Origin of the sequence: Halovenus amylolytica (assembly GCA_004015825.1) — an archaeon.
In the GTDB taxonomy this organism is placed as follows: Archaea; Halobacteriota; Halobacteria; order Halobacteriales; family Haloarculaceae; genus Halovenus; species Halovenus amylolytica.
On record SAYS01000013.1, the window covers coordinates 120,216 to 140,923 of the forward strand.

18 protein-coding genes and 1 pseudogene are annotated in these 20,708 nt (G+C 56.8%); 9 read left to right on the plus strand and 10 right to left on the minus strand.

The genetic code is table 11. The annotated features are described in order from the left end of the window. Positions 1-14: 14 nt before the first annotated feature. The 4 genes from EOW68_RS11260 to EOW68_RS11275 are packed head-to-tail and all read left to right on the plus strand — an operon-like array spanning position 15 to position 3,565. A complete protein-coding gene (locus tag EOW68_RS11260) occupies positions 15-1,040 on the plus strand; it encodes a PhnD/SsuA/transferrin family substrate-binding protein (protein WP_431358880.1) in 1,026 nt (341 codons plus the stop codon). A gap of 19 nt (positions 1,041-1,059) precedes the next feature. Further along, positions 1,060-1,869: a phosphonate ABC transporter ATP-binding protein gene (locus EOW68_RS11265; RefSeq protein WP_128225255.1), complete on the plus strand. Its 810-nt coding sequence runs from the start codon at positions 1,060-1,062 to the stop codon at positions 1,867-1,869. Continuing rightward, positions 1,866-2,897, plus strand: coding sequence for a phosphonate ABC transporter, permease protein PhnE (gene phnE, locus EOW68_RS11270; RefSeq protein ID WP_128225256.1), 1,032 nt, complete (start codon positions 1,866-1,868; stop codon positions 2,895-2,897). The genes EOW68_RS11265 and phnE overlap by 4 nt, the downstream gene beginning before the upstream one ends. After that, positions 2,894-3,565 carry an LbetaH domain-containing protein gene (locus EOW68_RS11275; protein WP_128225257.1) on the plus strand — a complete coding sequence of 224 codons (672 nt, stop codon included), beginning with the start codon at positions 2,894-2,896 and terminating at the stop codon, positions 3,563-3,565. The genes phnE and EOW68_RS11275 overlap by 4 nt, the downstream gene beginning before the upstream one ends. Here EOW68_RS11275 and EOW68_RS11280 read toward each other — a convergent pair. Further along, a complete protein-coding gene (locus EOW68_RS11280; protein WP_128225258.1) occupies positions 3,562-4,467 on the minus strand; it encodes a PhoU family transcriptional regulator in 906 nt (301 codons plus the stop codon). The two genes, EOW68_RS11275 and EOW68_RS11280, sit on opposite strands and share 4 nt — an antisense overlap. Positions 4,468-4,663: 196 nt before the next feature. On the opposite strand from EOW68_RS11280, the gene EOW68_RS11285 reads away from it, so the two are divergent. Further along, the gene (locus EOW68_RS11285; protein ID WP_128225259.1) at positions 4,664-5,680 is read left to right on the plus strand and encodes a PhoU domain-containing protein; all 1,017 of its coding nucleotides are present in this window, start codon (positions 4,664-4,666) and stop codon (positions 5,678-5,680) included. A gap of 39 nt (positions 5,681-5,719) precedes the next feature. Here the strand turns inward: EOW68_RS11285 and EOW68_RS11290 are convergent, their stop codons facing one another. From EOW68_RS11290 to EOW68_RS18705, 5 genes and pseudogenes are all read right to left on the minus strand, one after another. Further along, positions 5,720-6,565, minus strand: a complete 846-nt coding sequence (locus tag EOW68_RS11290; protein WP_128225260.1) for an arsenite methyltransferase — start codon at positions 6,563-6,565, stop codon at positions 5,720-5,722. Next, positions 6,558-6,935 (minus strand): ArsR/SmtB family transcription factor, encoded by a 378-nt coding sequence (locus EOW68_RS11295; RefSeq protein WP_128225261.1) that lies wholly within the window; start codon positions 6,933-6,935, stop codon positions 6,558-6,560. The genes EOW68_RS11290 and EOW68_RS11295 overlap by 8 nt, the downstream gene beginning before the upstream one ends. 48 nt (positions 6,936-6,983) lie before the next feature. After that, complete coding sequence (locus EOW68_RS11300) at positions 6,984-8,102, minus strand: aminotransferase class V-fold PLP-dependent enzyme (protein WP_431358881.1); 1,119 nt, start codon at positions 8,100-8,102, stop codon at positions 6,984-6,986. 155 nt (positions 8,103-8,257) lie between these two features. Further along, positions 8,258-8,737 (minus strand): EamA family transporter, encoded by a 480-nt coding sequence (locus tag EOW68_RS18700; RefSeq protein WP_431358885.1) that lies wholly within the window; start codon positions 8,735-8,737, stop codon positions 8,258-8,260. Beyond that, positions 8,729-9,067 (minus strand): annotated as a pseudogene (locus EOW68_RS18705) (EamA family transporter); the annotation flags it as partial. The gene EOW68_RS18700 and the pseudogene EOW68_RS18705, both read right to left, overlap by 9 nt. A gap of 75 nt (positions 9,068-9,142) precedes the next feature. Between EOW68_RS18705 and EOW68_RS11310 the strand changes: the two are divergent. Next, positions 9,143-9,952, plus strand: coding sequence for a nucleoside phosphorylase (locus tag EOW68_RS11310; RefSeq protein WP_128225263.1), 810 nt, complete (start codon positions 9,143-9,145; stop codon positions 9,950-9,952). A gap of 236 nt (positions 9,953-10,188) precedes the next feature. Here the strand turns inward: EOW68_RS11310 and EOW68_RS11315 are convergent, their stop codons facing one another. Together EOW68_RS11315 and EOW68_RS11320 are read right to left on the minus strand one after the other, a co-directional pair. Then, a complete protein-coding gene (locus EOW68_RS11315) occupies positions 10,189-10,638 on the minus strand; it encodes a universal stress protein (RefSeq protein WP_128225264.1) in 450 nt (149 codons plus the stop codon). A 327-nt stretch (positions 10,639-10,965) separates the two neighbouring features. Beyond that, entirely contained in the window at positions 10,966-11,622 is a 657-nt protein-coding gene (locus EOW68_RS11320; protein ID WP_128225265.1) for an AIM24 family protein, read from the minus strand. A gap of 242 nt (positions 11,623-11,864) precedes the next feature. Between EOW68_RS11320 and EOW68_RS11325 the strand changes: the two genes are divergently transcribed. From EOW68_RS11325 to EOW68_RS11335, 3 genes are all read left to right on the plus strand, one after another. Continuing rightward, on the plus strand, positions 11,865-13,571 hold the full coding sequence (locus tag EOW68_RS11325; protein WP_128225266.1) for an ATP-binding protein: 1,707 nt from the start codon (positions 11,865-11,867) through the stop codon (positions 13,569-13,571). A gap of 199 nt (positions 13,572-13,770) precedes the next feature. After that, positions 13,771-17,499, plus strand: coding sequence for a PAS domain S-box protein (locus EOW68_RS11330; protein ID WP_128225267.1), 3,729 nt, complete (start codon positions 13,771-13,773; stop codon positions 17,497-17,499). Between the two features lie 210 nt (positions 17,500-17,709). Beyond that, a complete protein-coding gene (locus tag EOW68_RS11335) occupies positions 17,710-18,090 on the plus strand; it encodes a hypothetical protein (RefSeq protein WP_128225268.1) in 381 nt (126 codons plus the stop codon). A 111-nt stretch (positions 18,091-18,201) separates the two neighbouring features. Here the strand turns inward: EOW68_RS11335 and EOW68_RS11340 are convergent, their stop codons facing one another. Together EOW68_RS11340 and EOW68_RS11345 are read right to left on the minus strand one after the other, a co-directional pair. Next, positions 18,202-18,855, minus strand: a complete 654-nt coding sequence (locus tag EOW68_RS11340; protein WP_128225269.1) for a sensor domain-containing protein — start codon at positions 18,853-18,855, stop codon at positions 18,202-18,204. Between the two features lie 362 nt (positions 18,856-19,217). Next, the gene (locus tag EOW68_RS11345) at positions 19,218-19,700 is read right to left on the minus strand and encodes a hypothetical protein (RefSeq protein WP_431358882.1); all 483 of its coding nucleotides are present in this window, start codon (positions 19,698-19,700) and stop codon (positions 19,218-19,220) included. Between the last annotated feature and the right edge of the window lie 1,008 nt (positions 19,701-20,708).

Genomic DNA, 20,708 nt, shown 5'->3' on the forward strand with positions numbered 1-20,708 from the left:
AAAGAACTGAACTGATGTCTGACAAGGAGACGAAAGACGGGTCCAAAGCACCGACATCGAACACCGATACTGGATCAGGGTCGATCGGTCGACGAAAGTTCATCGCCGGCAGCGCCGGAACTGCACTCAGTGTCGCGCTCGCAGGTTGTGGCGGCGTGCTCGGAGGTAGCAGTGACGGAACCGTCGTAACGATGCTGCTGACGCCGGGGACACCGGCCGATGCCCGCCGGCGATACAAGCCAGTGCAGAACCTCCTCAATGCCGAAATCGACGGTGCCGAATTCGAGATGCAGGTTCCGACGGACTACTCGGCGATCCGCCCAGCGCTCGAAAGTGAGCAGGCCGAGATCGGGATGGACGACGTGACAGTGCTCTCGAAGCCAGAACTCATGGACATCTACGGGACGACCGTAACTGGCGGCTCGGCATTTTATTTCTCGATGATGCTCGTCCAGCCGGATTCTGACATCGACGAACGAACCGACGTCGAAGGGAAAACCTGGGCCTTTGCCGACCGCCTCTCGACCAGCGGCTCTATTTTCGCACTGTACACGCTGCAGGAAGCCGGACTCGATATCGGTGGCGCACCGAAGGAGGAGCCGGTCGATTTCGAGGCCAGTTTCACCGACCACGACCAGGCGCTGCAACGTCTCGGCCAGGGGCAGGCTGCCGGCGCGACCACCTGGGGTGGTAACGGGATCCCGCACCTCCCGGAGGATACGGAGGTTCCAGATCGCGTCGAGGAGAACAGCTCCTTCCTGGAGACGATGGGCACCGAGTCGCCGCAGTTCAAGCCGATCTGGTGGTCGTTCCCTATTCCGAAACAGCCGATGTACGCCCGTACCACCTGGGAGTCGGACGTAAAAGAAGAGGTCGGCGAGGTACTCCGCAACTCGGATAAAGACCAGATCGAACAGCACTACCCTGACGATTACAACGAGGACGAACTCCCGTTCACGACGCTGAGTGACACCTCACTCGAAGATTACGAGCCAGTTATCGAGCGCATGAACGCGGTCGGTATCGATCCCTCGTCGTAACCACTCCGAGGATCTTACAATGAGTACACTTACCGTAGACGACCTATCGAAGCAGTATGGGGATGTAACCGCTCTCGACGGCGTATCCTTCGAGATCGAAGACGAGTTCGCCGTCCTGTTAGGTGAATCCGGTGCGGGCAAATCGACGCTGCTGCGATGTATCAACGGGCTAACAGAGCCAACTGGCGGGACGATTTCCATCGACGGTGAAGAGATCACCGGGTCTCGGACGGACATCGGGATGATCTTTCAACAGCACAATCTCGTCGACGGCGTGTCGGCCTATCTCAACGCGCTGACGGGCTCGCTCAATCGGGTCTCGATGCTCCGGAGCTGGCTCCAGTGGCAGTCCCAGGAGGACAAACTACGCGCACTGGAGGCACTCGAAACGGTCGGCCTACTCGACGAGAGTCACCAGCGCGTCTCACAGATGTCCGGTGGTCAGCAGCAACGGGTCGGCATCGCCCGAGCACTCGTACAGGACCCACGGCTGCTGCTGGCTGACGAGCCCGTCGCCAGCCTGGATCCGTCGAGCGCCGAGACGGTGATGGGCTATCTCCGCAAGGCCGCCGAAGAACACGACGTGACCGCGCTGGTCAGCCTCCACCAGGTGAACATCGCCGCTCACTTCGGCGACCGGTTCATCGGGCTGCGCGACGGTCAGAAGCTGTTCGACGTCGGCCGCGACGAGCTCTCGCCGGAGTTGATCGACGATCTGTACGGAAGCGTCGAGACGGTCGGTCTCGCCGACCAACAGGAGAGCGCCGAGGCGGTCATCGAGAGTATCGAGGACACTCCCGCCGAAGAAATCGGGGAAATCGAAGCATGAGCACGCAACCCTCTGAAGACAACTCTCTCGCGACCTATTTCGGCTACGGTGAGATCGGTGACTCCCCCGCCGAGCAGAAGCTCCAGGAGATGAAGCGCCGCAAGACGCGGCGACGGCTCTGGACGCTGGTCGGGACGGTGTTCACTGGTGTCCTGTTTTATGCCAGTCTGCGCGTTATCGACTTCAAACTCGCAGAGATCATCGGCCAACTCGACCAGTTCTACGATGCGCTGACCGAGTACTTCCCGCCGACGACGTACTTCGGGATTCCCTTCGTCGATCTGGGCGCGTACTGGAGCTTTATCATGGAGGAGAACCTGATCCTCACCATCGAGGGCGGGCAGATCGTCTGGGGTGCCATGTTCGTGACGATGGCGGTCGCCTTCGCCGGGACGGTGCTCGGATTGCCGCTGGCGTTGTTTTTCGGCGTGATGTCGAGCGAGCGTGTGGTTCCGTACCCGTTCAACTTCCTCTTCCGCGGGACGATGAGTCTGATCCGTGCGATTCCGGGGCTCGTCTGGTTTCTGATCCTCATCCCGCTGGCCGGCGTCACGCCATTTACCGGTGCGCTGGCGATCATGGTCGACACGACCGGCTATCTCGGGCGGCTGTTCACCGACGAACTCGAAGAGATCGAAGACGGGCCGATCGAAGGGATCCGCTCGACCGGTGCGAGCCGGTCGCAGATCGTCTCCTTCGGCATGCTGAGTCAGGTGTTCCGGCAGTTCATCGCCTGGATCGCGTTCGATCTCGAACACAACGTCCGGGCGGCGATCGGATTGGGCATCATCGGCGCGGGTGGACTCGGGCTGGAGCTGTACGTGCAGCGCCAGACGTTCAACTACACCGAGATGATGGCCTGCATCATCCTGATCTTCCTGCTTGCTGGCTCGGTCGAGTTGATCAGCCAGCGAGTGCGGTCGGCACTGCGTGAGGACGACACTGTCGAAAAATCCGGCATCCTCGAAGCGATGATCAATGCACCGAAGAACATCCTCGCCTCGACGATGGGTCGGCGCGGGCGATGACATACTACGAGACGTACGGCCCGGACCGAACACACGATCTCGGCCCGGACCCAACACTGCACGATCCCGTCTCGATCACCGAGAGCGAACTCGGTGACTGGACCGAGGTCCGTCAACAGGCGCGGCTCAACGACTCGGCGATCGGCGATTACAGCTATCTGATGGAGCGCGTCCAGCTCGATCACACAACCATCGGAAAGTTCGGTAACGTCGCGGCCGCCGCCAGACTCGGCCCGACGAATCACCCGATCGATCGGCCGACAGCCCACCATTTCACCTACCGGGCAGCGATGTACGATCTGGGAGCTGACGACGAGTCAGTCTTCGAGTGGCGGGCCGATCAGCCGGTCGAGGTCGGGCACGACGTCTGGATCGGTCACGGGGCGATGGTCCTCCCTGGCGTGACCATCGGCAACGGTGCGGTCGTCGGTGCCGGGGCCGTCGTTGTCGACGATGTCGCCCCCTACACTATCGTCGCCGGCGTTCCCGCCGAACCGATCCGGCGGCGATTCCCCGAGGATGTTGCCGCCCGCATCGAGGCCACCGAGTGGTGGCACTGGGACCACGCGACGCTGGCCGATCGACTCGACGCATTCCGTGATCTAGAGCGGTTTCTCGACCGGTACGCACCGGACGATGTCGATCAGTCCGTTCCCGAGCAGTCCTAGATCTCTGTGTGGTCCGGCCGGAGACCGGAGTGGAGTTGCACCGCCAGCTCGGCAGCGTCGACCCAGTAGTAGATCGTCCGTTCGAGCGCCCGAGTAATCGTTACCAGGTAGCCGTACATCTCCGGATCGTATGCCGTCACGAGTTCGAACAGTTCGTCGAGGTCCCGGTGGACGCTCTCTTCTTGCTCGCGGAGTTTCTGGTGAACGTCGAGTTCACAGTCGAAGAAGATCCGTGAAAAGTACTCGTTGATCTGTGCACCGGAGGCGAAGATGTCGGCCATTCGCTCACCAACGATCCCGTTCGCATCGGTTCCCTCCTCGTCGACGACGTCGGCGATGAAACAGGCTCGATCCCCGACAATTTCGAGGTTCGTCGCGATAGTCGAGAGGTCCGCCGCGATACGGTTGCCCGGCCAGTCCGTCGTCAGCGTGTAGGATTTCAGTTCGTCGAGAACCGCCGAGTAGCGCTCGTTCGCCAGCGATTCGAGCGTCTGGGCCGAGCGCTCGACACCCTCGCCGAAAAACACCCCACGAGCAGCGTCGTACTGGCGTGTCGTCACCGATTCCAGCGGTTCGAGTAACGCCAGTACTTCGGCCCCGCGATCACTGACTGTTCCGTTGGCCGCCCCGTCGACAGGACCGGAATCGGTACTGTGGAGCTTCGAAATTGTATCGGAACTGGTGTACAATGCACCGTCGTCGACGACGTAGCCTTTGCGAACGATATCCTCGGCTTTGAGTTCCTGGAGCAGCTCCGAGAGATACTGTTCGGAGATACCGACGGTCCCTGCCAGTTCTGCCTTCGTCTCCGGTGCTGTCCTGTCGATCGCTTCGATCACCTGTGTACAGGTCGCGTCACGGCCGCCCGCACCAAGCGGGCGTTGCCACGTCTGGCGAAACATACCTGTCGGTCTCGACACCTGTTATTAGTGCTGGTGCACAGATTGTCCGGACGAATATATACTGTTCCGACTCGCTCGCACATCTTTCACAGTCAACGATATCCGGTCGAGCAGTACTATACCGGTATGTATCTCTCCGTATCGAGATGGACATATCATATAAATTGTCATATGTATCCCCCCGCGGCAGTTTTGTATGGAGACGCGCAAAGTGCAACTTTCGGGAGGGACGACGTACACAGTTTCGCTTCCGAAGTCGTGGGCGAAAGAGCAGGGTATCGACGCTAGCTCGTCACTCTCTTTGTATCCGAACGGTGACGGATCGCTGCTTGTCGAACCGGAGGGCGACCGGACAACCGAGACGCTGTCAACGTCCGTGGATGTCTCGACCGACTCGCATAACGCAATCAGACAGCGGATTCACGCCCTCCACGCTGTCGGCTACGATACCGTGACACTGGTCGACAAGACCGGCCACCCCGAGGACAACCGCAAGATCGTCGAAGACACGGTCGCTACCCTCTCGGGATTCGAGTTGCTCGAAGCCAACGACACCCGGATTCGGTTGCAAAACCTCATCGACGCCGAGAACGTCGACATTCGCAAATCAACCCTCCGGCTGCGCCTCGTGATGCTCGGGATGCACCGGGATGCTGTCACTGCAGTCCTGACCGACGACGAGACGCTGGCGCGGCGAGTCATCGACCGGGATAACGAGGCTGACAAGCTACTCGCGATGGTGACTCGACACTTCCGGCGGGCGCTTTCGAACCTCCAGGAAGTCGAGAAACTCGAATACACGCGCGACGAACTGTTCGAGTACTACTACGTTAGTCGCCAGTTCGAGCGCATCGCCGACCACGCGGAGAAGATTGCTCGATTCACACTCGATCCCGAGGTTACCGTCCCAGAGGCTTTTGCGGGGCAGATCGATAGCTTGGCCTCGGCCTCCAGACAGATCGTCGATACCGCAGCTGATGTAATTCTCGCCGACACGGGAATCGAGGGAGCACAGTCGGCGCTTGCCAAACGCGACGAACTGACCACGGATCTCAGAGAGTTCGATCGCGAACTGTACACCCACGACGACCCCGCCGAAGCCTACGCCGTCGGTCTCATGCTCGATAGCATCCGACGGACCGGCGAGTACGGGGCGAATATCGGTCGCATCGCGATCCAGCAGGTTGCCCGCGAATGCGAGTGTCTCGATTGATACACTGTCTCCCACAGCTGATCGTGGTTTTGCGAGGTGTCACCGCTGGGCTTTCGGCTTCTGGCCCTCGATGGTCGCTGCGACGACGTACTCACTCAGGTCGCGGTCGTCATCCCACTCGCTGATGAACTCCGTGCTGTCATCTTTCGGCTCGACTCGAATGTCGACGAATCCGACCTCGGTGAGCATCCGTTCAATCGCCTCGACAGTCGATGCACCGGCGACGCAAGCCGCCAGTGAATCCGAGTCCTCTCTCACGGTCTCGGGAAGCGTCGCAGTCAGGACGACATCAGAGATTGCGAGTCGCCCGCCGGGGACGAGTGCGCGAAACGCTTCCGCGAACACCTGTTGTTTCGCTGGTGAGAGATTGACGACGCAGTTCGAAATTACGACGTCGGCACGTTCATCAGCGACGGGCAGGTGTTCGATCTCACCGAGTCGGAACTCGACGTTGGTCGCGTCGTTTTTTGCGACGTTTTTTCGGGCTTTCTCGATCATCTCTGGGGTCATGTCGACGCCGATGACCTGACCTGCTTCACCGACTTCCCGCGCAGCGAGAAAGCAATCAAAGCCAGCCCCCGAACCGAGATCGAGGACTGTCTCCCCCGGTTCGAGGTCTGCGATGGCCTTGGGATTCCCGCACCCGAGGCCCAGATCCGCACCGTTTGCGACCGCTTCGACGTCGCCGGAGGAGTAGCCGAGTCGCTCGCTGTCTGTTCCGATCGAATCGTCACAACAGCTGTCCTCACTCCTTGCTGTATCTGAACAGCAGGAACTCCCGCTGTCGTCGGTTGCGATATCGGCGTACCGTTCCCGGACGAGTCTGCGCTGCGCGTCGGCGTCGCGGTCGGGCGAGGGATCCTCGGAAGGCGGTGTTTCACTCATCGTCAGTTCTGAGAGTTGCGAGCGTGTCCAGCAACTGTTCGGCGTCGTCAGTTAGACCATAGTATCGCCATGATCCTTCCTTCCGGCGGGTCACGAGCCCCGCCGAATAGAGACGCGAGAGGGCCTGACTCACACCACTTTGGCTGATACCGACTGCGGCTTCCAGGTCACAGACACAGACGTCGCCCTCTGCGGCACCGATACGACAGACCAGTTCGTACCGGGTGTCGTTGCCCAGTGCCGAGAGCAACTGCACGTCCGCGACTAGATCGTCTTCCTCGACTTCGGGTACACCTGTACAACACGCGCTCTCTGTCGTTCCATTGGGCTGCTTGCTCTGTGAGGTGGCGTCGGGGGCATCTCGACTCATATTAGCAAATACTAATATAAGTGGGCTCTAATATAACGTTTTCGGTTACTAACGCCCTCGGCAGATGTCGTCATAGACCGAGAGAAATCGGCGGATATCAGACTCAGTATTGAACGCGTGAATCGAGAGGCGGATCGCATTCGGTTCAGCTATCGACCGTACCTGAACGTCGTGTGCAGCTAATTGTTCGACAGTTTGTTCTGGGGCGTCGTCATCGATCGCGATCAGACCGGACTCGAACGGTCGCGGCGACAGGAGTCGTGACGCTGGCAGTTCGTCTTTGAGAAGGGTGGTCAGTGACTCTATCCGAGTTTCGATGGTGTCCACGCCCACCGACGAAACTCTCTCGAGTGCCGTTTGGAGCCCCACGTACGGTGCTGCCGATGTCGTGCCAACTTCGAAACGGCGGGCGTCAGGATGTGGATCGAGCGTCGGCGAGTCCCTATCGACGCCACGATAGCTCACGTGCCTGGGACGCAACTCGGGGATGACATCCTCGGAGACGTACAGGAATCCGGCTCCCCACGGACCGACAAGCCACTTATGACTTGCCGCAGCGACGTACTCCGCTCCCCAGTCGGTCACGTCGATCGGTGTCTGGCCGACCGACTGGACGGCGTCGACGAGAACCTCTGCCCCCGCATCGTGGGCGATCTCGGTGATTTTCGCAACTGGGAGTCTGGTCCCGTAGTTTCGCGAGATGGAACTCACACAGATCAGTTGTGCGTCCGTGACGGCATCCTTCACGTCGTCCGGATCAACGTTACCGTTAGTCGTCTCAATGACACGCGTGTTTATTCCGTTCCCAGCCCATGGAACGACGCTCGCGGGATGCTCGAGGTCGGTTCTGACGACCGTGTCACCGCCGTTCCACGAGATGGCGTTCGCGACTCGACTCATGCCATCGCCCGTGCTCTGTGTGAGGGCGATCTCCTCCGCTCGGGCGTTCAGGAACTCGGCCACATCTTGCCGTGTCTTCTTGAAGACATCGTACACTGGTGGAGACATACCCGAGTTTCTGGTGGGCGATTCGTAGCCGTGGTACTCGAGGAAGTCCTGCATCGACTCAACGACGTCGACGCTACTCGGACTACTCGATCCGGTGTTCAGGTACGTGATGTCGTTCGCAGCTGGAATCGATTCTTTGAACTCACAGAGGTCACTCATCGGGTTCATCTCGCGGTTTATTGGGTTTTTTGGCCTGTGTGGCGGTTTCGGCGCCATCTCGATTTATATTAGCAATTACTAATATAAGAAGAGTTTAATATATATCTTGTGGTGGCCAGGAAATGGCTACTTCAGATCCCTCCCCAACTGGACCGCTATCCAAGCGAGATAAGGACGACTCCGAACACTGCCAGTCCTGCGGCGGCCATGCGGATTCGAACATGTGACTCCCCGAGGAGGAGACTGCCGAGGAAGACGGCGACGACTGCCTGCGTGTTTACCACTGGGGAGACGACACTCGCCGGTAGCGTCTCGAAGGCTACAGCGACGAGATGCTGGCCGATTACAAGGACGAGTCCGGCGAGCGCCAGCAGCCGACGGTCGGCCCGCCAGTCGACGGCGTCGCGGTGAGTGACTGCCGAGGGTGAGAGCAGCGCGGCAACGAGGACGAGCATGGTGAGGACGAACCCCTCTGGGGTGATGTCGAGCGCCTGCATGCTGACTCGTTTCCCGACGTCGACGACGCCGAAAGCGGCTGCACTGGCAAGCGCCAACAGTGCTGCCCTGCTCCGGACCAGCTGTCCCAGCGGGGCGAGCACAGACCCCTGCCGGTAGTTGGCGACGTAGACGGCCACCGTAGCGACGACGACACCGCCCACCTGTAGTGCCGAGAGCCGCTGGCCGAGTAGCAAAACTTCCAGCGGGAGGACGAAGACGGGAACGACCTTGCTGATCGGAGCGACATAGGAGACGTCGCCGATGGATAGTGCCCGGTAAAACGCGAACAGCGCGAGAGCGGTGAACCCAGCTGTCCCGAGGAGTACCGCTGCACCGCGGGTGCCCACTGTGGGGACGAGTTGGTCCGCTGGGACGGTGAGTACCGCGACAGGGAGATACCAGACCACGGCGGCGACGTAGGTCAGCGAGACGAACAGCGCTGGCGGGTAGTGGCTGAAGTACTGCTTGACGCCGACGAGATAGTCGGGACTCCGTGTGACTGATCACAATATCCTTGTCATGGTTCCGTGAATACAGGCTATATGACTGACTCGTCTGACTCGGATTCTTCCCCGCTTTTCGAAGCGAAGGAATTCGCCGAACCGTCTGTTTTTACACCAGAAGCGTTGCTGGAGAATGCCCGCCGGCAGAAGGATCTCTCGAAACGCTCGGTTCCAGATATCTGTCTCCTCGATCCAGATGGCGACATCGTACGCCAGTTGATGGCCACCGGGGAAGCACGAAAGGATGACGCGTGGCCCGGCTATCACACCGATCTCTACCGATTCGAGCGAAACGGTGAGGAATTCGGTATCGTTGGCTGTGCGGTCGGGGCATCGTTCGCTGTTCTCGTTGCGGAGCAACTGTTCGCCGCCGGCTGTCGATTTCTCGTCAGCATTACCTCGTCGGGACAGATCGTCCCGAAAGACGATCCGCCCTACTTCGTTCTTATCGAGCGTGCGCTCCGCGACGAAGGGACGAGTCATCACTACCGGCCGACGAGCCGCTACGGAACGCTTGATGACGACCTCGGTGCTCCGGTTGAACAGGCGTGCAAAACGGTCTCTCGGCCTGTCTATACGGGGGCCACGTGGACGACGGACGCCCCGTTTCGGGAAACGGAGACTGCAATTGACTCTGCTCGGTCAGAAGACATCCTCGCTGTCGAAATGGAGGCGGCTGCACTGTACACGTTCGCGGCGGTTCGAGACGTGCCAGTCGTTTGCTTCGCACATGTGACTAACCAGATGGGACAGACCGAGGACGATTTCGAGAAAGGGGACGCAGATGGGAGTCGAGACGCCCTGGCGGTGATTGACGCAGCTGCTACCGCCTGGCGGTCGCTTGACTGAACAGCAGTCGATCAGAAACACCTGGAGGACTGGTCTCGAAAACAAGGCGTAAATATTGTTCTTGAGTTGAACGTGCCGGATGTATCCTCTGTATACTGTTCAACCATCTCCTCAGACATCCTCCAGTCGTTCCTATGGAATTCCTAATATTATAGGCCTGCCCTCGTAAAAATACGCCTCCCAAATTTCGGAATACCACTCTCACATCTCACCTGTGTTTACTGTCCGCTCCGTCGCTACTCGCTGACTTCGGTCTTCACGACGGTTGCCGGCCGGGTCGTCAACCGGAGGACGCGGTCGGTGACGCTCCCGAGCAGGGCGCGATATTCTTCTGGTCGACGTTTGGTTCCGAGTACGAGTACGTCCACATCGTGGTCGTCCGCGTACTCCACGATGGTCTCGGCTGGCCGGCCGTGGTGTATCGCTGTCTGGATGTCGACATCGGCCTCTGCTGCTCGGCGACGGAGTTCCGAAAGTGTCTCCTCTCCGAGTTCTTCGAGGCCGTGTTCGGGGCCTTCGGCTTCGTCGACGTACTCGTCGCCGCTGTAGGCCGTGACAACGTCCTCGTCAACGACGTAGAGCACGTGTACAACAGCATCGAGAGCGGCTGCCAGGTCGAGGGCGTGTGCCCCAGCCTGTTCAGATGCGACCGTGCCGTCTGTCGAAAGCAGAATCCGGTCGTACATACACTCGAATTTCAGAGGCGTGGATAAAAAAATTGCTACCTGATTCCCAGCACTCAGGGGATTGACGCCGCGGAAACAGAGGTCCGCAGGTCTATCGTCATCTTGAACGCCGATCCGTCGGCGCTCCGTTCTTTGTTATTCTCTTACATGTCCCAAACTGGTGTGCCAGTCGGTTCACAAAGGATGACACCAGAGTGAGGATCGTAAAAATTACTGATACTTTCTATGACGTCGTGGCGGGACATCAGAGAGGAAAACCAAGGGGAGGCCCCGATGGACACGGAGTCTGGTTTCGGGGGGTGACGAACCTGCGGATCCAGAACGCGTTCAGGCGAACTCTTCGTATGGCTGGACGACGACAAAGCCGTCCGTGCCAGTGAAGTTCATCTGGAAGCGTTCGCCGGACTCCTGGCCGATCATGTCGGAGAGGTTTTTGTTGACCTCTACATCCGGTGTCGTCCCACTCCAGGCGACCGTCGCGCTCGGGTCGGTCGTAACCGGTGGTGTCATGACCAGTGGGTCGGCGTGTGTCGTCAGTGCGACATAGCCGGGACCTTCGAGGTAGACGTTGGTGAAGCCGCCGGCGAACGCGCCAGCGAGACTGTCCATCTTGTCGATCTCGTAGTTAATCTGTGACTCGAACGCGAGGACATCCTCGCCGTTGACTGTGACCGCGTCGTCCGCTTCGAGTTCGAGAACCTGGACTTTTTTCTCGTTGTCTGCGAGATACACGTGGCCGTGTCCCTCGACGGTCATCACGGGCGTTCCCTCGTTCGTGGCGGCTTCTTTGATGAATCCGGTAATGCCACCTTCCGGCGTGGCCTGCCCAGTAAAGGAGAGGTCGCCAGTGTAGGCGATCATCGACCCGGCTTTCGCCATCAGGGTACCGTCAACTGCCACGTCGAGGGTGTAACTATTTTCGAGTTGGAATGTTTCGTTGCTGTCTGTCGGGGTATGTTCCGATTTGAATTGTTCGATGTTCATTATTTCACAGAGCGTGGAGGGCTCTAGTAACATGGTGGTGGGACTCCCAAAGAAACTCTTTGCAGGGTTTCTCTGTGAGAAACAGAAATGAGATCAGTACTACGCGATTGATTACAGACAGAAAACGTAGTGGCCAAGTCCATCAAAATCCTTGAGATACGGGACACTCGGTGTACAAATACGTCCACTCGGGCTGGTTATCATCAGTTAAGTGTGTGGTCCCGTAACGGTGAGTATACTGTATGGTTGCAGCGTCGTCAGTTCTTATCGAGATTCTCAGAGTTGCCGCTGCGGTTGGGATGATTGCTGTCACCATCGCTGTCTTTCGCCACCGGGGAGACCCAGTTGCTGACTCGTTTCTCTGGACCCTCCTTGCGATGAGTTTGTGGGCTTTGCTCGCTCTGTTGCCCGGCACCCTCGGGTTACTACCGACTACATCGGACCTGTTTGGTGTCCTGATCGCGACGGGGACACTTGCCGCGGGTGCTGTGGCAGCACTGTGTTCGTATCTCTATATTCGGCGGTACACTGGTCATAGCGAGTACAATCAGTTGCGCACGATTGGCGTGCTTTTTGTACCAGTGATCAGCATCCTCACGGTAATCACCGCGACTGAACTGTGGACCGTCACCACTGGGTCGTTGCCGTCGCTCCTCGATGGCTTGCTCCAGAGCATCATTATAATCCTTGTGCTGTACGTAACAGCTGTTTTCTTTCTCGGGCTGTATCTCCTCGGTCGACTCGCACGCCGATACAAGCAGGTTTCGTACGTCCAGGTTGCAGTGGTCAGCGTAGGATTGCTCGCGCCGTATGTCGCGGGTATTGCCAGCAGTTTGACCCAGCCGGCAGCCGGGGGTGGCACTGTCAGTCTCCTCCCGTTCGATATTTCGTTTGCTGGTTTTCTCGTCGCCACAGTTGCCTTCTCATACGCACTCCGGGCGTACTCACTGTTCAGACCGTATCCGGGCGCGGAGTACATCGCTCGGGACGAGGTCATCGAGAATCTCAAAGAGGGCATCTTGATTCTCGATCAGCAAAACCGGGTTATCGATATGAATCCAGCCGCAGCACAACTCACACAACAGCCAACCAGCGAGGCGCTCAACCGTCCGGTCTGGGCTGTTCTCGACGGGCTGTCCCAGCTCCCGGCAGAGGAAAACAGACACGTGGAACTCCAGACACCCACTGGTCCTCGGCAATTCGAGATTCGGACCTCGCTGATCCGTGATGGTGACGATGGCCAACTTGGTACGACGGTTCGCCTCCGGGACGTAACCGAACGACAGACCCGAGAGCAACAACTCGAAGTGCTGACGCGTGTGCTTCGGCACAATCTCAGAAACGATCTCGACGTTGCTCTGGCGTACGCAAATGAGATTGAGGATCCAGACATTCGGACGCACGTTCGGTCGAGATTACAGACGCTCGTCCAGATGGGAAACAAAGCACGAGATGTCGAGGAAGTCCTCTCAACAGCGAACGACCCCTGGTCCGAGGTCGATCTCGGAAGGGTCGTTCGCACCGTTGCCGACCGATTCCGGGCTGAACACGACGACTGTGAGATCGTGGTGACTGCTCCAGAGAAGTTAGTAATCATCTCTCACCAACACCTCCTCGACCGGTTGCTGTCCGAACTGATCGAAAACGGGATCGAACACAATGATCACCAAACCCCCCGCGTCGAGATTACAGTCGCTATGTCCGACGAAGATGGCAGTGCAGTCGAGATTGACATCGAGGATACTGGCCCGGGTATTCCCGATCACGAGCGGAGTGTTGTCCGTGATGGAGCGGAGACGCCCCTCAAGCACGGGACTGGTATTGGACTCTGGATCGCCAACTGGATAACGGAGTCACTCGGCGGCGAACTCTCGTTCCCGAAGAACAAAACTGGTGGCGCTGTTCTCATTCGTCTTACCGATGCCCGCGGTGGCTTGGATACTTCCTGAGATCAGCCACACTGCTCGACAGTGGTTGGTGAAATTTAGTGATCGCAGCGGGATTCTCCCTGATGTGTCACAGAATCCATAGCTCGAGTTTCTCGCTACACGAACTGTCTCTTCGCTTGCACGTGACAAACCGTCCACAAAAGGCTGCCTATGTTTAAAACACAGTTCATTTTTGTGTTAGTAGAACAATAATAACACTATGTCAACGGACGTCGAGATATCTGGTGGACAATTCAAAATACTCCAGGTCGAAACGGATCGCGATACGTCGACAAATCTCGCCGCGGCCCTCGATAGTGGTGAGGGCCAGTTCGAACTGACAGTTGAGTCAGATCCAGCTGACGCACTTGCTCGACTCGATACCACCGATTTCGATTGTCTGGTCAGTCGGTACGATCTTCCGGAGATGAATGGAGTTGAGTTCGTTCGTGCGATACGAATGCAAGATGATAGCTTTCCTGTTATTCTGTTTACTGGCGAGGGCGATGAGACAGTCGCAAGTCAAGCGATTTCCGCGGGTGTGACTGATTATATCCGGAAGAAATCAAACCAGGGCGGTATCGACGCACTCGTTCGGCGGATCCAGAAGCTAGCCGACGATGGAGAGAGTCTCTCAGAGGTTGGCTCCCGATACGAGAGTGCCCAACTCTCGCAGTTCTTGCGGGCATTTCCCGATACCGTGTTTGTCATGAGTGAAGATGGGCGATATCTAGATGTGATAAGTGGTGGGGATCAGTCTCTGCTGTACGACGATCCCGACGACCTGCTCGGCTACCGGTTTCACGATGTATTGCCCGAGGAAACCGCCGATCGATTTCTCGAGACGGTACAACGAGCGCTCGAAACCGGTGAGCAACAACAGATCGAGTACGAACTCGCTGTCAAAAAAGGCAAGCGGTGGTTCGAAGCTCGCGTGGGTCCCCTACAGACCAATTCAGAATCACGAACGGTGTTCTGGATCGCTCGCGATATCACCGAGCGGAAACAACACGAACAGGAGTACGAACAGATCTTCGACAGCGTCACCGACGCCATCACTGTTTTTGACCCGCAGTCCGAGACAATCGTCGATGTCAACGAAACATTCCGTGATTTACTCGGATACGACGACATCGAACAGATCCAGAGAATCGGCATCGAAGGAGTTAGCGCAAGCAATGACGGCTATACCGGAGAGCGAGGATGGGAGATCATCAATACTGTTCACGAGAGCGGTGAACCGACGACTGTCGACTGGCGAGGTGAGACCAGCGAGGGTGACCGACTCTGGCTGGAGGCAACACTCGCACCAGCCGAAGTTGGTGGGAAGGAACGTGTGCTTTCGATACAGCGAGACATCACCGAACGTCGGAAACTCGAACAGACCTACAAGGATATCTTCGAAAATGTCTCTGACGGACTCATCGTCCACGATCCGACCACTGCCGACATTCTGGAAGCGAACGAGCGGTTCTGTGAACTGACGGGGTATGATCGAGAGGAATTACTCGAACAGACGATCCGACCAATAATGCCTGATGACCCCGGGTATACCTTTCAGGATGTCCTCGATCGGATCCAGAAGGCTCGAGAAGAAGGACCCCAGCTGTTCGAATTCAAAGCCAGGCGGAAGGATGGGGATGTCTTCATGTGTGAAACCCATCTGAGAACGATCGAAATTCGGGGGAACGAGCGCGTCCTCGCAAGCGTGCGAGACATTACGGAACGCAAACGACGAAAGCAAGAATACGAACAGATTTTCCATGGGGTCAACGATACGATCACGATCCACGACACCGAAACTGCGGAACTCCTCGATGTCAACGACACGTTCTGTGATCTCCTTGGCTACGATCGCGACGAGATACTCGAAATGGGGATTACAGGCTACAGTCCAGCCGAGCAGGGGTACACGATGGAACAGGCCCGTGAGTTCGTTCAGGCGGTGATCGACGGAGATGAACCGAAACGGACAGACTGGGCAGTCGAGACCCGAGATGGAGAAACGAGATGGCTCGATGTGAAGGGGACAACTGTGGAAGTCGGTGGTGCGGTTCAGTATGTCTCGATCAGCAGGGACGTCACCGAGCGAAAACGCCGCGAACGAGAGTACAAAGCAATCTTCAACAACGTCAACGATATCATCGCTGTTCGGGATCCTGAAACCGGAGAAATCGTCGACGCGAATCAATCGTATGCCGACCTACTCGGCTACAGTCGCGAGGAGATTCAGGGCATGAAAATCGGGGATGTCGGCGTCCCTGATGACGGATACGACGACGAACGGGGGATGGAATATCTTCGAACGGTAATGGAGTCCGACGAACCTGTCGAGTTCGAATGGAAAGTCGAAGACACCAACGGTCGAGCGCATTTGATGGATGTCCGTGGGACCGACGCGGTGATCAACGGTGAACCACGATATCTGGCGATCGGTCGGGACGTTACCGAACGCAAGCGCCGTCAACGTGCGATTGAGACCTTACAGGAGGCGACAGAGCGACTCCAGACTGCCGAAACACCGGCAGAAGTCGCGACGATCGCTGTCGAAACTGCGAGTGATATACTCGAGCTTCCGATGGCGATCTGTTGGTTCGACGGCGAGGAAACCGATCAACTCGAGCCAAGCGCAGCGACTGACCCTGTACACGATGCGGGTCTGGTCTCTGCACTCGCTACTGACCGGTACGAATACGATGTCTTCGTCGAGGGAGCCGTAACCGTATACAGCCCCACTGAGCAGGCACCGGACAACCCGCTTGAAACCGGTGTCCTCCTCCCGCTAGCAGACCATGGTCTCATCGCTGCGGGGACTCGGGAAGATATTCGTGCTGATGAGACCGTCCTTGATGTTGCAAAGGCACTGGCCGACCACGTGACGACTGCGTTAGACCGGGTCGAGCGGGCACAGGCTGTCCGAGAGAGTGAACGGCGGTTTCGGTTGATCGCAGAACGGATCGACGAAGTAATCTATCTCGCGAAACCGGATTTTTCGGAAGTACTGTACGTCAATCCAGCGTACGAGGAAATCTGGGGCCGTCCTATCGACGAACTCGATGGGAACGCACGGGAATTTATCGAGGCTGCAGACGACCGCGATAGCGCTGATCTCGAAGCCGAGTTTGAGACGATGGTCGAGGAAATACAGGCTGGGGAGGCAGACGACAGCTACGATTTCGAGTATCGGATCCGGCAACCGGACGGTGAACTCCGGTGGGTTCACGGTACCGGTTACGCAGTTGCATTACCGAGTGGGAACCGACGATTCGTCGGCATTGTCGACGATATCACCGAACGAAAACACCGCGAACAACGCCTCGAAGTGTTCAACCGAATTCTCCGCCACAACCTGCGAAACCAACTCGATGTGATTAGAAGTCATGCAGAGGTCCTGGCCGACAGGACTGAAACCAACCACGCAAAGCGAATCATTGCCGCTGTCGACGAACTTGCGGCTATCGGGGCCGAGGCAAGAGAAACTGACCGGATCATGTCGATGGGTGAGCAAACAACCGAAATACGTATCTCTGAAACTGTTCAGGAGACGATCGGAGCAGTTGGCGGGAACGAAATGGATATCGAACTAAGGACCGATATACCGACGACCAAGCCACTGGTTACGAATGAAACGGCTGTAGAGATAGCAGTCGAAAGTGCGCTCGAAAACGCTGTTGAGCACGCTAACTCTGCTGTCACTGTCGCTGTCGAAGAACATCTTGAGAAAACTACCGTGACGATCGACGACGATGGCCCTGGAATCCCCGAAGAACAGCTTGTTCCGATCGAAACCGGTACTGAAACCAATCTCCGACACGGGCGTGGACTCGGGCTCTGGCAACTCAGATGGAGTGTGGACAAACTCAACGGAGAGTTGTCCTTCGATACCACAGATGGGACAACAATCCGTATCGCGATTCCAGACCAGAGTGAGTCGTATCGGGGAAACTGACTACGGGGGCAGAGCCAACGATACATACACAAACCCCTGAATTTTGATGTGCGAACGTTGGCTTTGTTCCGACCGTAATTCAAGATGGAGCCTCCGACCTCACGGAGCGAGCGTAGCGAGCGAATCTGTCGGAGAGGAAACCGCGCCGTCGTCGGGCTTTGCCCGACTGCCTGCGGGATCTTTGATCCCGCTCTGTTCACGGCGCGGAGGATGTCATTCGAACCGTCAGGTGCTGATGACTCTGTCAAAACAATGGAGTTCGTACTCCGAAACCGCACCGACGAATCGTTCGGGCTAAACCCCTACAGCTGGTCGATCTACGAACAAATCGAGAACGAGTGGTCGTTTGTCGCTCCAGACGAGTACGTCGAACCGTGGACCGAGGTCGCCAGTGGCGAAACGTACACCTGGCAATACAGTATCCATCGACACTCCGCACCCATGAGCGAGGATACGATGGCGGTCGTTCAGGACCTTTCCAGTGGAATCTATGCATTCCAAATTACTGGATTTGGGACGTTGGACGGCAACGATGAAACTAACGTCGAGTGCATCGCTCTCTTTGAGATCCAACGAACGGACGAAGTATAGTTGGCATACAACCTCGCTGGCCCACTACGACGTGACACACAACTACGGATCGTGTGTAGCACTTATTCATATGGTGTTCGATACGATGTGGCCTTACTCGACAGCCTCGGGTCAATTTGGGCCTAGGAGCGACGATGCAATCGAGGCGTTGGCCCTGGCAAATGCGTTCAGAATATGAACTGCGAGGAGGACGAGGACGGCACCAACAGGAACTGCAATTGCCTGTTGGGTTGTGGTCTCGACACTCTCGGCAACGACCCAACCGGCTATCTGGACGTTGAATACGCCGCCTGGGAACAACGGGATCAGGAGGAGTTCGACTGCTGTCCCGAGGAACGTGACGAGTAAGACAAAGGAAAGCACACCAATCGGGAACTTCAGCACGATGAAGCCGAGTCCACGCCACGTCGAGGAGGCCTGGAGATACGCCTTCGCTGTCCCGACAATTCCCTCGCTTGCTTTCTCGATGTCGTCTGGTTTGCGGATGGTCGTCCCAAGCAGCGTATTTGCGAGACCACGCTCGAATGACGCGAGATATCGCAGTCCGATCACTGTCGCAAGGAGTATTCCGAGTCCGACAACCAGTACCGACAGTCCGAGTCCGACGGTGAATCCGACCATCAAAATGATATAATAGGCAATCCCGAGTGGGAAGGCGAGCAGGAGATATAACAGGTTCTTGTATGTCTGTCCATCTGCGACAACACCAACAATATTTGCGACAGAGGAGCGGGTGGAGGGAGTTGTATCCGTTGATTGACTCATCGCAACTGATGATACAATGACAAGACATAAAATGCAACCGCAGCGGTTCACGCTGTGAAACACGGACGCATCGGTACTGATACAGCACTCTGCTACCGGAGAAGTCACCACGATCACCCGGAACGTGTGACCGCTTCGACCGTCGGCCAGCCGGTCAACCCAAACAGTGAGTTACCATCGGTACCGCTCCTCCCGCAGTTCCGGTGTCGTGTAACCCGCGGGCCGCCAATTCTGAACGCTCTGTCGAGTTCCTGTCTCACCCAATCTGATTCATTCCGAAGGAACGCCTGTGGGGACTGCGTTCCCTGTGGGAACTGCGGTTGTTCCTGCAAAGCGCGTCAGCGCGAGCAGGATGGGGTAGTTCACTCGTTCTGGAAACTGCTCAGATCCTCACCGACACGGAATCCGATCGGCTCGTCCATACTCTCCGCTCCAAGTACAACAGCAAGCATCTCTTCGTCAGGATCGGTAATCGTCACTGTGTCAGTTGCCTCGGACTGGCCGTCGATATCAGCATCTAATTCGAGAGTCGCGTCGTAGGAACCAGCCTCGGTCCACACGTCTGGGAAGACTGCAGTCGAGTCATTGTCATCATCCTCACTTTCAGAAGACGACAGATCGAAGCTGTCGTCGAGAACGGTCTCGCCTGCCGGATCAGTCAGCTTGATCGATCCACTGCGTTGCTGTGCAGTTTCGTTGAACACGTTGACATCTTCGAGGATCTGGTCTGCGATGAAGTTCGCGAGGCGTGAACAGCCTGCGATTGTGGTTAGGACTGCTGTGCCACTGGCTGCGAGAAACTGTCTTCTGGAGGGGCGTGCGATATTGGACGGGGATTGCATCATCGATATCTCCACCTCTCTTTTCATTTTGTCAATCAAAAAGCGGATTGGTGATTCTCTTGGTCAGAAACATCTCTTTTCTTAGATTGACTTACCGCATTACGTCGAAGTTGTCCCTTTGTTTTTCGGCCATCGGGTAACAGAAAAGCCAGTGATGACTGCAAGAGTGAGTGACATCAGAGCGGGAACCGTTTCACCCGAGACGAATAACAGCAGGCTGCCAGTCAGAGTCATTCCAACCCCTATCAAATGGAGATAGTAGATTGTATCCATATCAGTTCCTCTGTCTGTAAACGGTAAAACATGGGACGACAGTTTCTGTCCGTGCAACACGACAGTTGTTCTGATATACGCTCAACGTATAGCTGTGACTGAAGCGTTACATCAGAATACGCGTTATATTATGCCAGAGGACAACGACGAGTCGTCAGAGGAAACAAACGGTGAAGACACGGGAAGAGTGGATAAAATCGTCAATGCAGTGCTTGATCTTCTTGATTTGTTATGAGGAAAGTAAAACAACTGTCCAGTCATTTTGAAGAAAGGGACACCCCGGAATCTGTCGCATCTTAGCGCTCCTTGGTTCTAAGCCTCCGTCCTCAACGAATGCGAAAAATAATCTGAATATGTGCGCGCACGCAGTAATTGGTCATACTGCCGGCTGTAAATTCGGAAAGATATGCGCTACCCCGGGGTGACGCAATTCTTCAGTTTCTTACAGCCGGCAGTATCAATACCCTCATCTAACACTGTAGTTCACTTGGAAGAGTGATTTCAGATACACAGGATTTCTTGGATTCTAGGGACAGTAACGCTGAATAGTGGGATCTCGGTCTTTCTCTATTGTAGAGACGGTGGAAGTGGGTATTTCAGTATACAGGTCGCATCCGTCTTTAGCTAAGCCACCTCTGCGGTTCTTGGCTGGATACCGGTAGCCAGTCGTTCCTGAAGCACGAGACGCTGCTGATGGATTTTTTGGGCATCTTCGATTAGCCGATCCAACAGCGGTGG

Coding starts and splice junctions, on each gene's coding strand:
- EOW68_RS11345 (WP_431358882.1), bottom strand. CDS start 19,700: ATGATGCAATCCCCGTCCAATATCGCACGCCCCTCCAGAAGACAGTTT.
- EOW68_RS11325 (WP_128225266.1), top strand. CDS start 11,865: ATGGTTGCAGCGTCGTCAGTTCTTATCGAGATTCTCAGAGTTGCCGCT.
- EOW68_RS11285 (WP_128225259.1), top strand. CDS start 4,664: ATGGAGACGCGCAAAGTGCAACTTTCGGGAGGGACGACGTACACAGTT.
- EOW68_RS11330 (WP_128225267.1), top strand. CDS start 13,771: ATGTCAACGGACGTCGAGATATCTGGTGGACAATTCAAAATACTCCAG.
- EOW68_RS11335 (WP_128225268.1), top strand. CDS start 17,710: ATGTCATTCGAACCGTCAGGTGCTGATGACTCTGTCAAAACAATGGAG.
- EOW68_RS11295 (WP_128225261.1), bottom strand. CDS start 6,935: ATGAGTCGAGATGCCCCCGACGCCACCTCACAGAGCAAGCAGCCCAAT.
- EOW68_RS11290 (WP_128225260.1), bottom strand. CDS start 6,565: ATGAGTGAAACACCGCCTTCCGAGGATCCCTCGCCCGACCGCGACGCC.
- EOW68_RS11310 (WP_128225263.1), top strand. CDS start 9,143: ATGACTGACTCGTCTGACTCGGATTCTTCCCCGCTTTTCGAAGCGAAG.
- EOW68_RS11265 (WP_128225255.1), top strand. CDS start 1,060: ATGAGTACACTTACCGTAGACGACCTATCGAAGCAGTATGGGGATGTA.
- EOW68_RS11340 (WP_128225269.1), bottom strand. CDS start 18,855: ATGAGTCAATCAACGGATACAACTCCCTCCACCCGCTCCTCTGTCGCA.
- EOW68_RS11320 (WP_128225265.1), bottom strand. CDS start 11,622: ATGAACATCGAACAATTCAAATCGGAACATACCCCGACAGACAGCAAC.
- EOW68_RS11300 (WP_431358881.1), bottom strand. CDS start 8,102: ATGAGTGACCTCTGTGAGTTCAAAGAATCGATTCCAGCTGCGAACGAC.
- EOW68_RS11315 (WP_128225264.1), bottom strand. CDS start 10,638: ATGTACGACCGGATTCTGCTTTCGACAGACGGCACGGTCGCATCTGAA.
- EOW68_RS11260 (WP_431358880.1), top strand. CDS start 15: ATGTCTGACAAGGAGACGAAAGACGGGTCCAAAGCACCGACATCGAAC.
- EOW68_RS11280 (WP_128225258.1), bottom strand. CDS start 4,467: ATGTTTCGCCAGACGTGGCAACGCCCGCTTGGTGCGGGCGGCCGTGAC.
- EOW68_RS11275 (WP_128225257.1), top strand. CDS start 2,894: ATGACATACTACGAGACGTACGGCCCGGACCGAACACACGATCTCGGC.
- phnE (WP_128225256.1), top strand. CDS start 1,866: ATGAGCACGCAACCCTCTGAAGACAACTCTCTCGCGACCTATTTCGGC.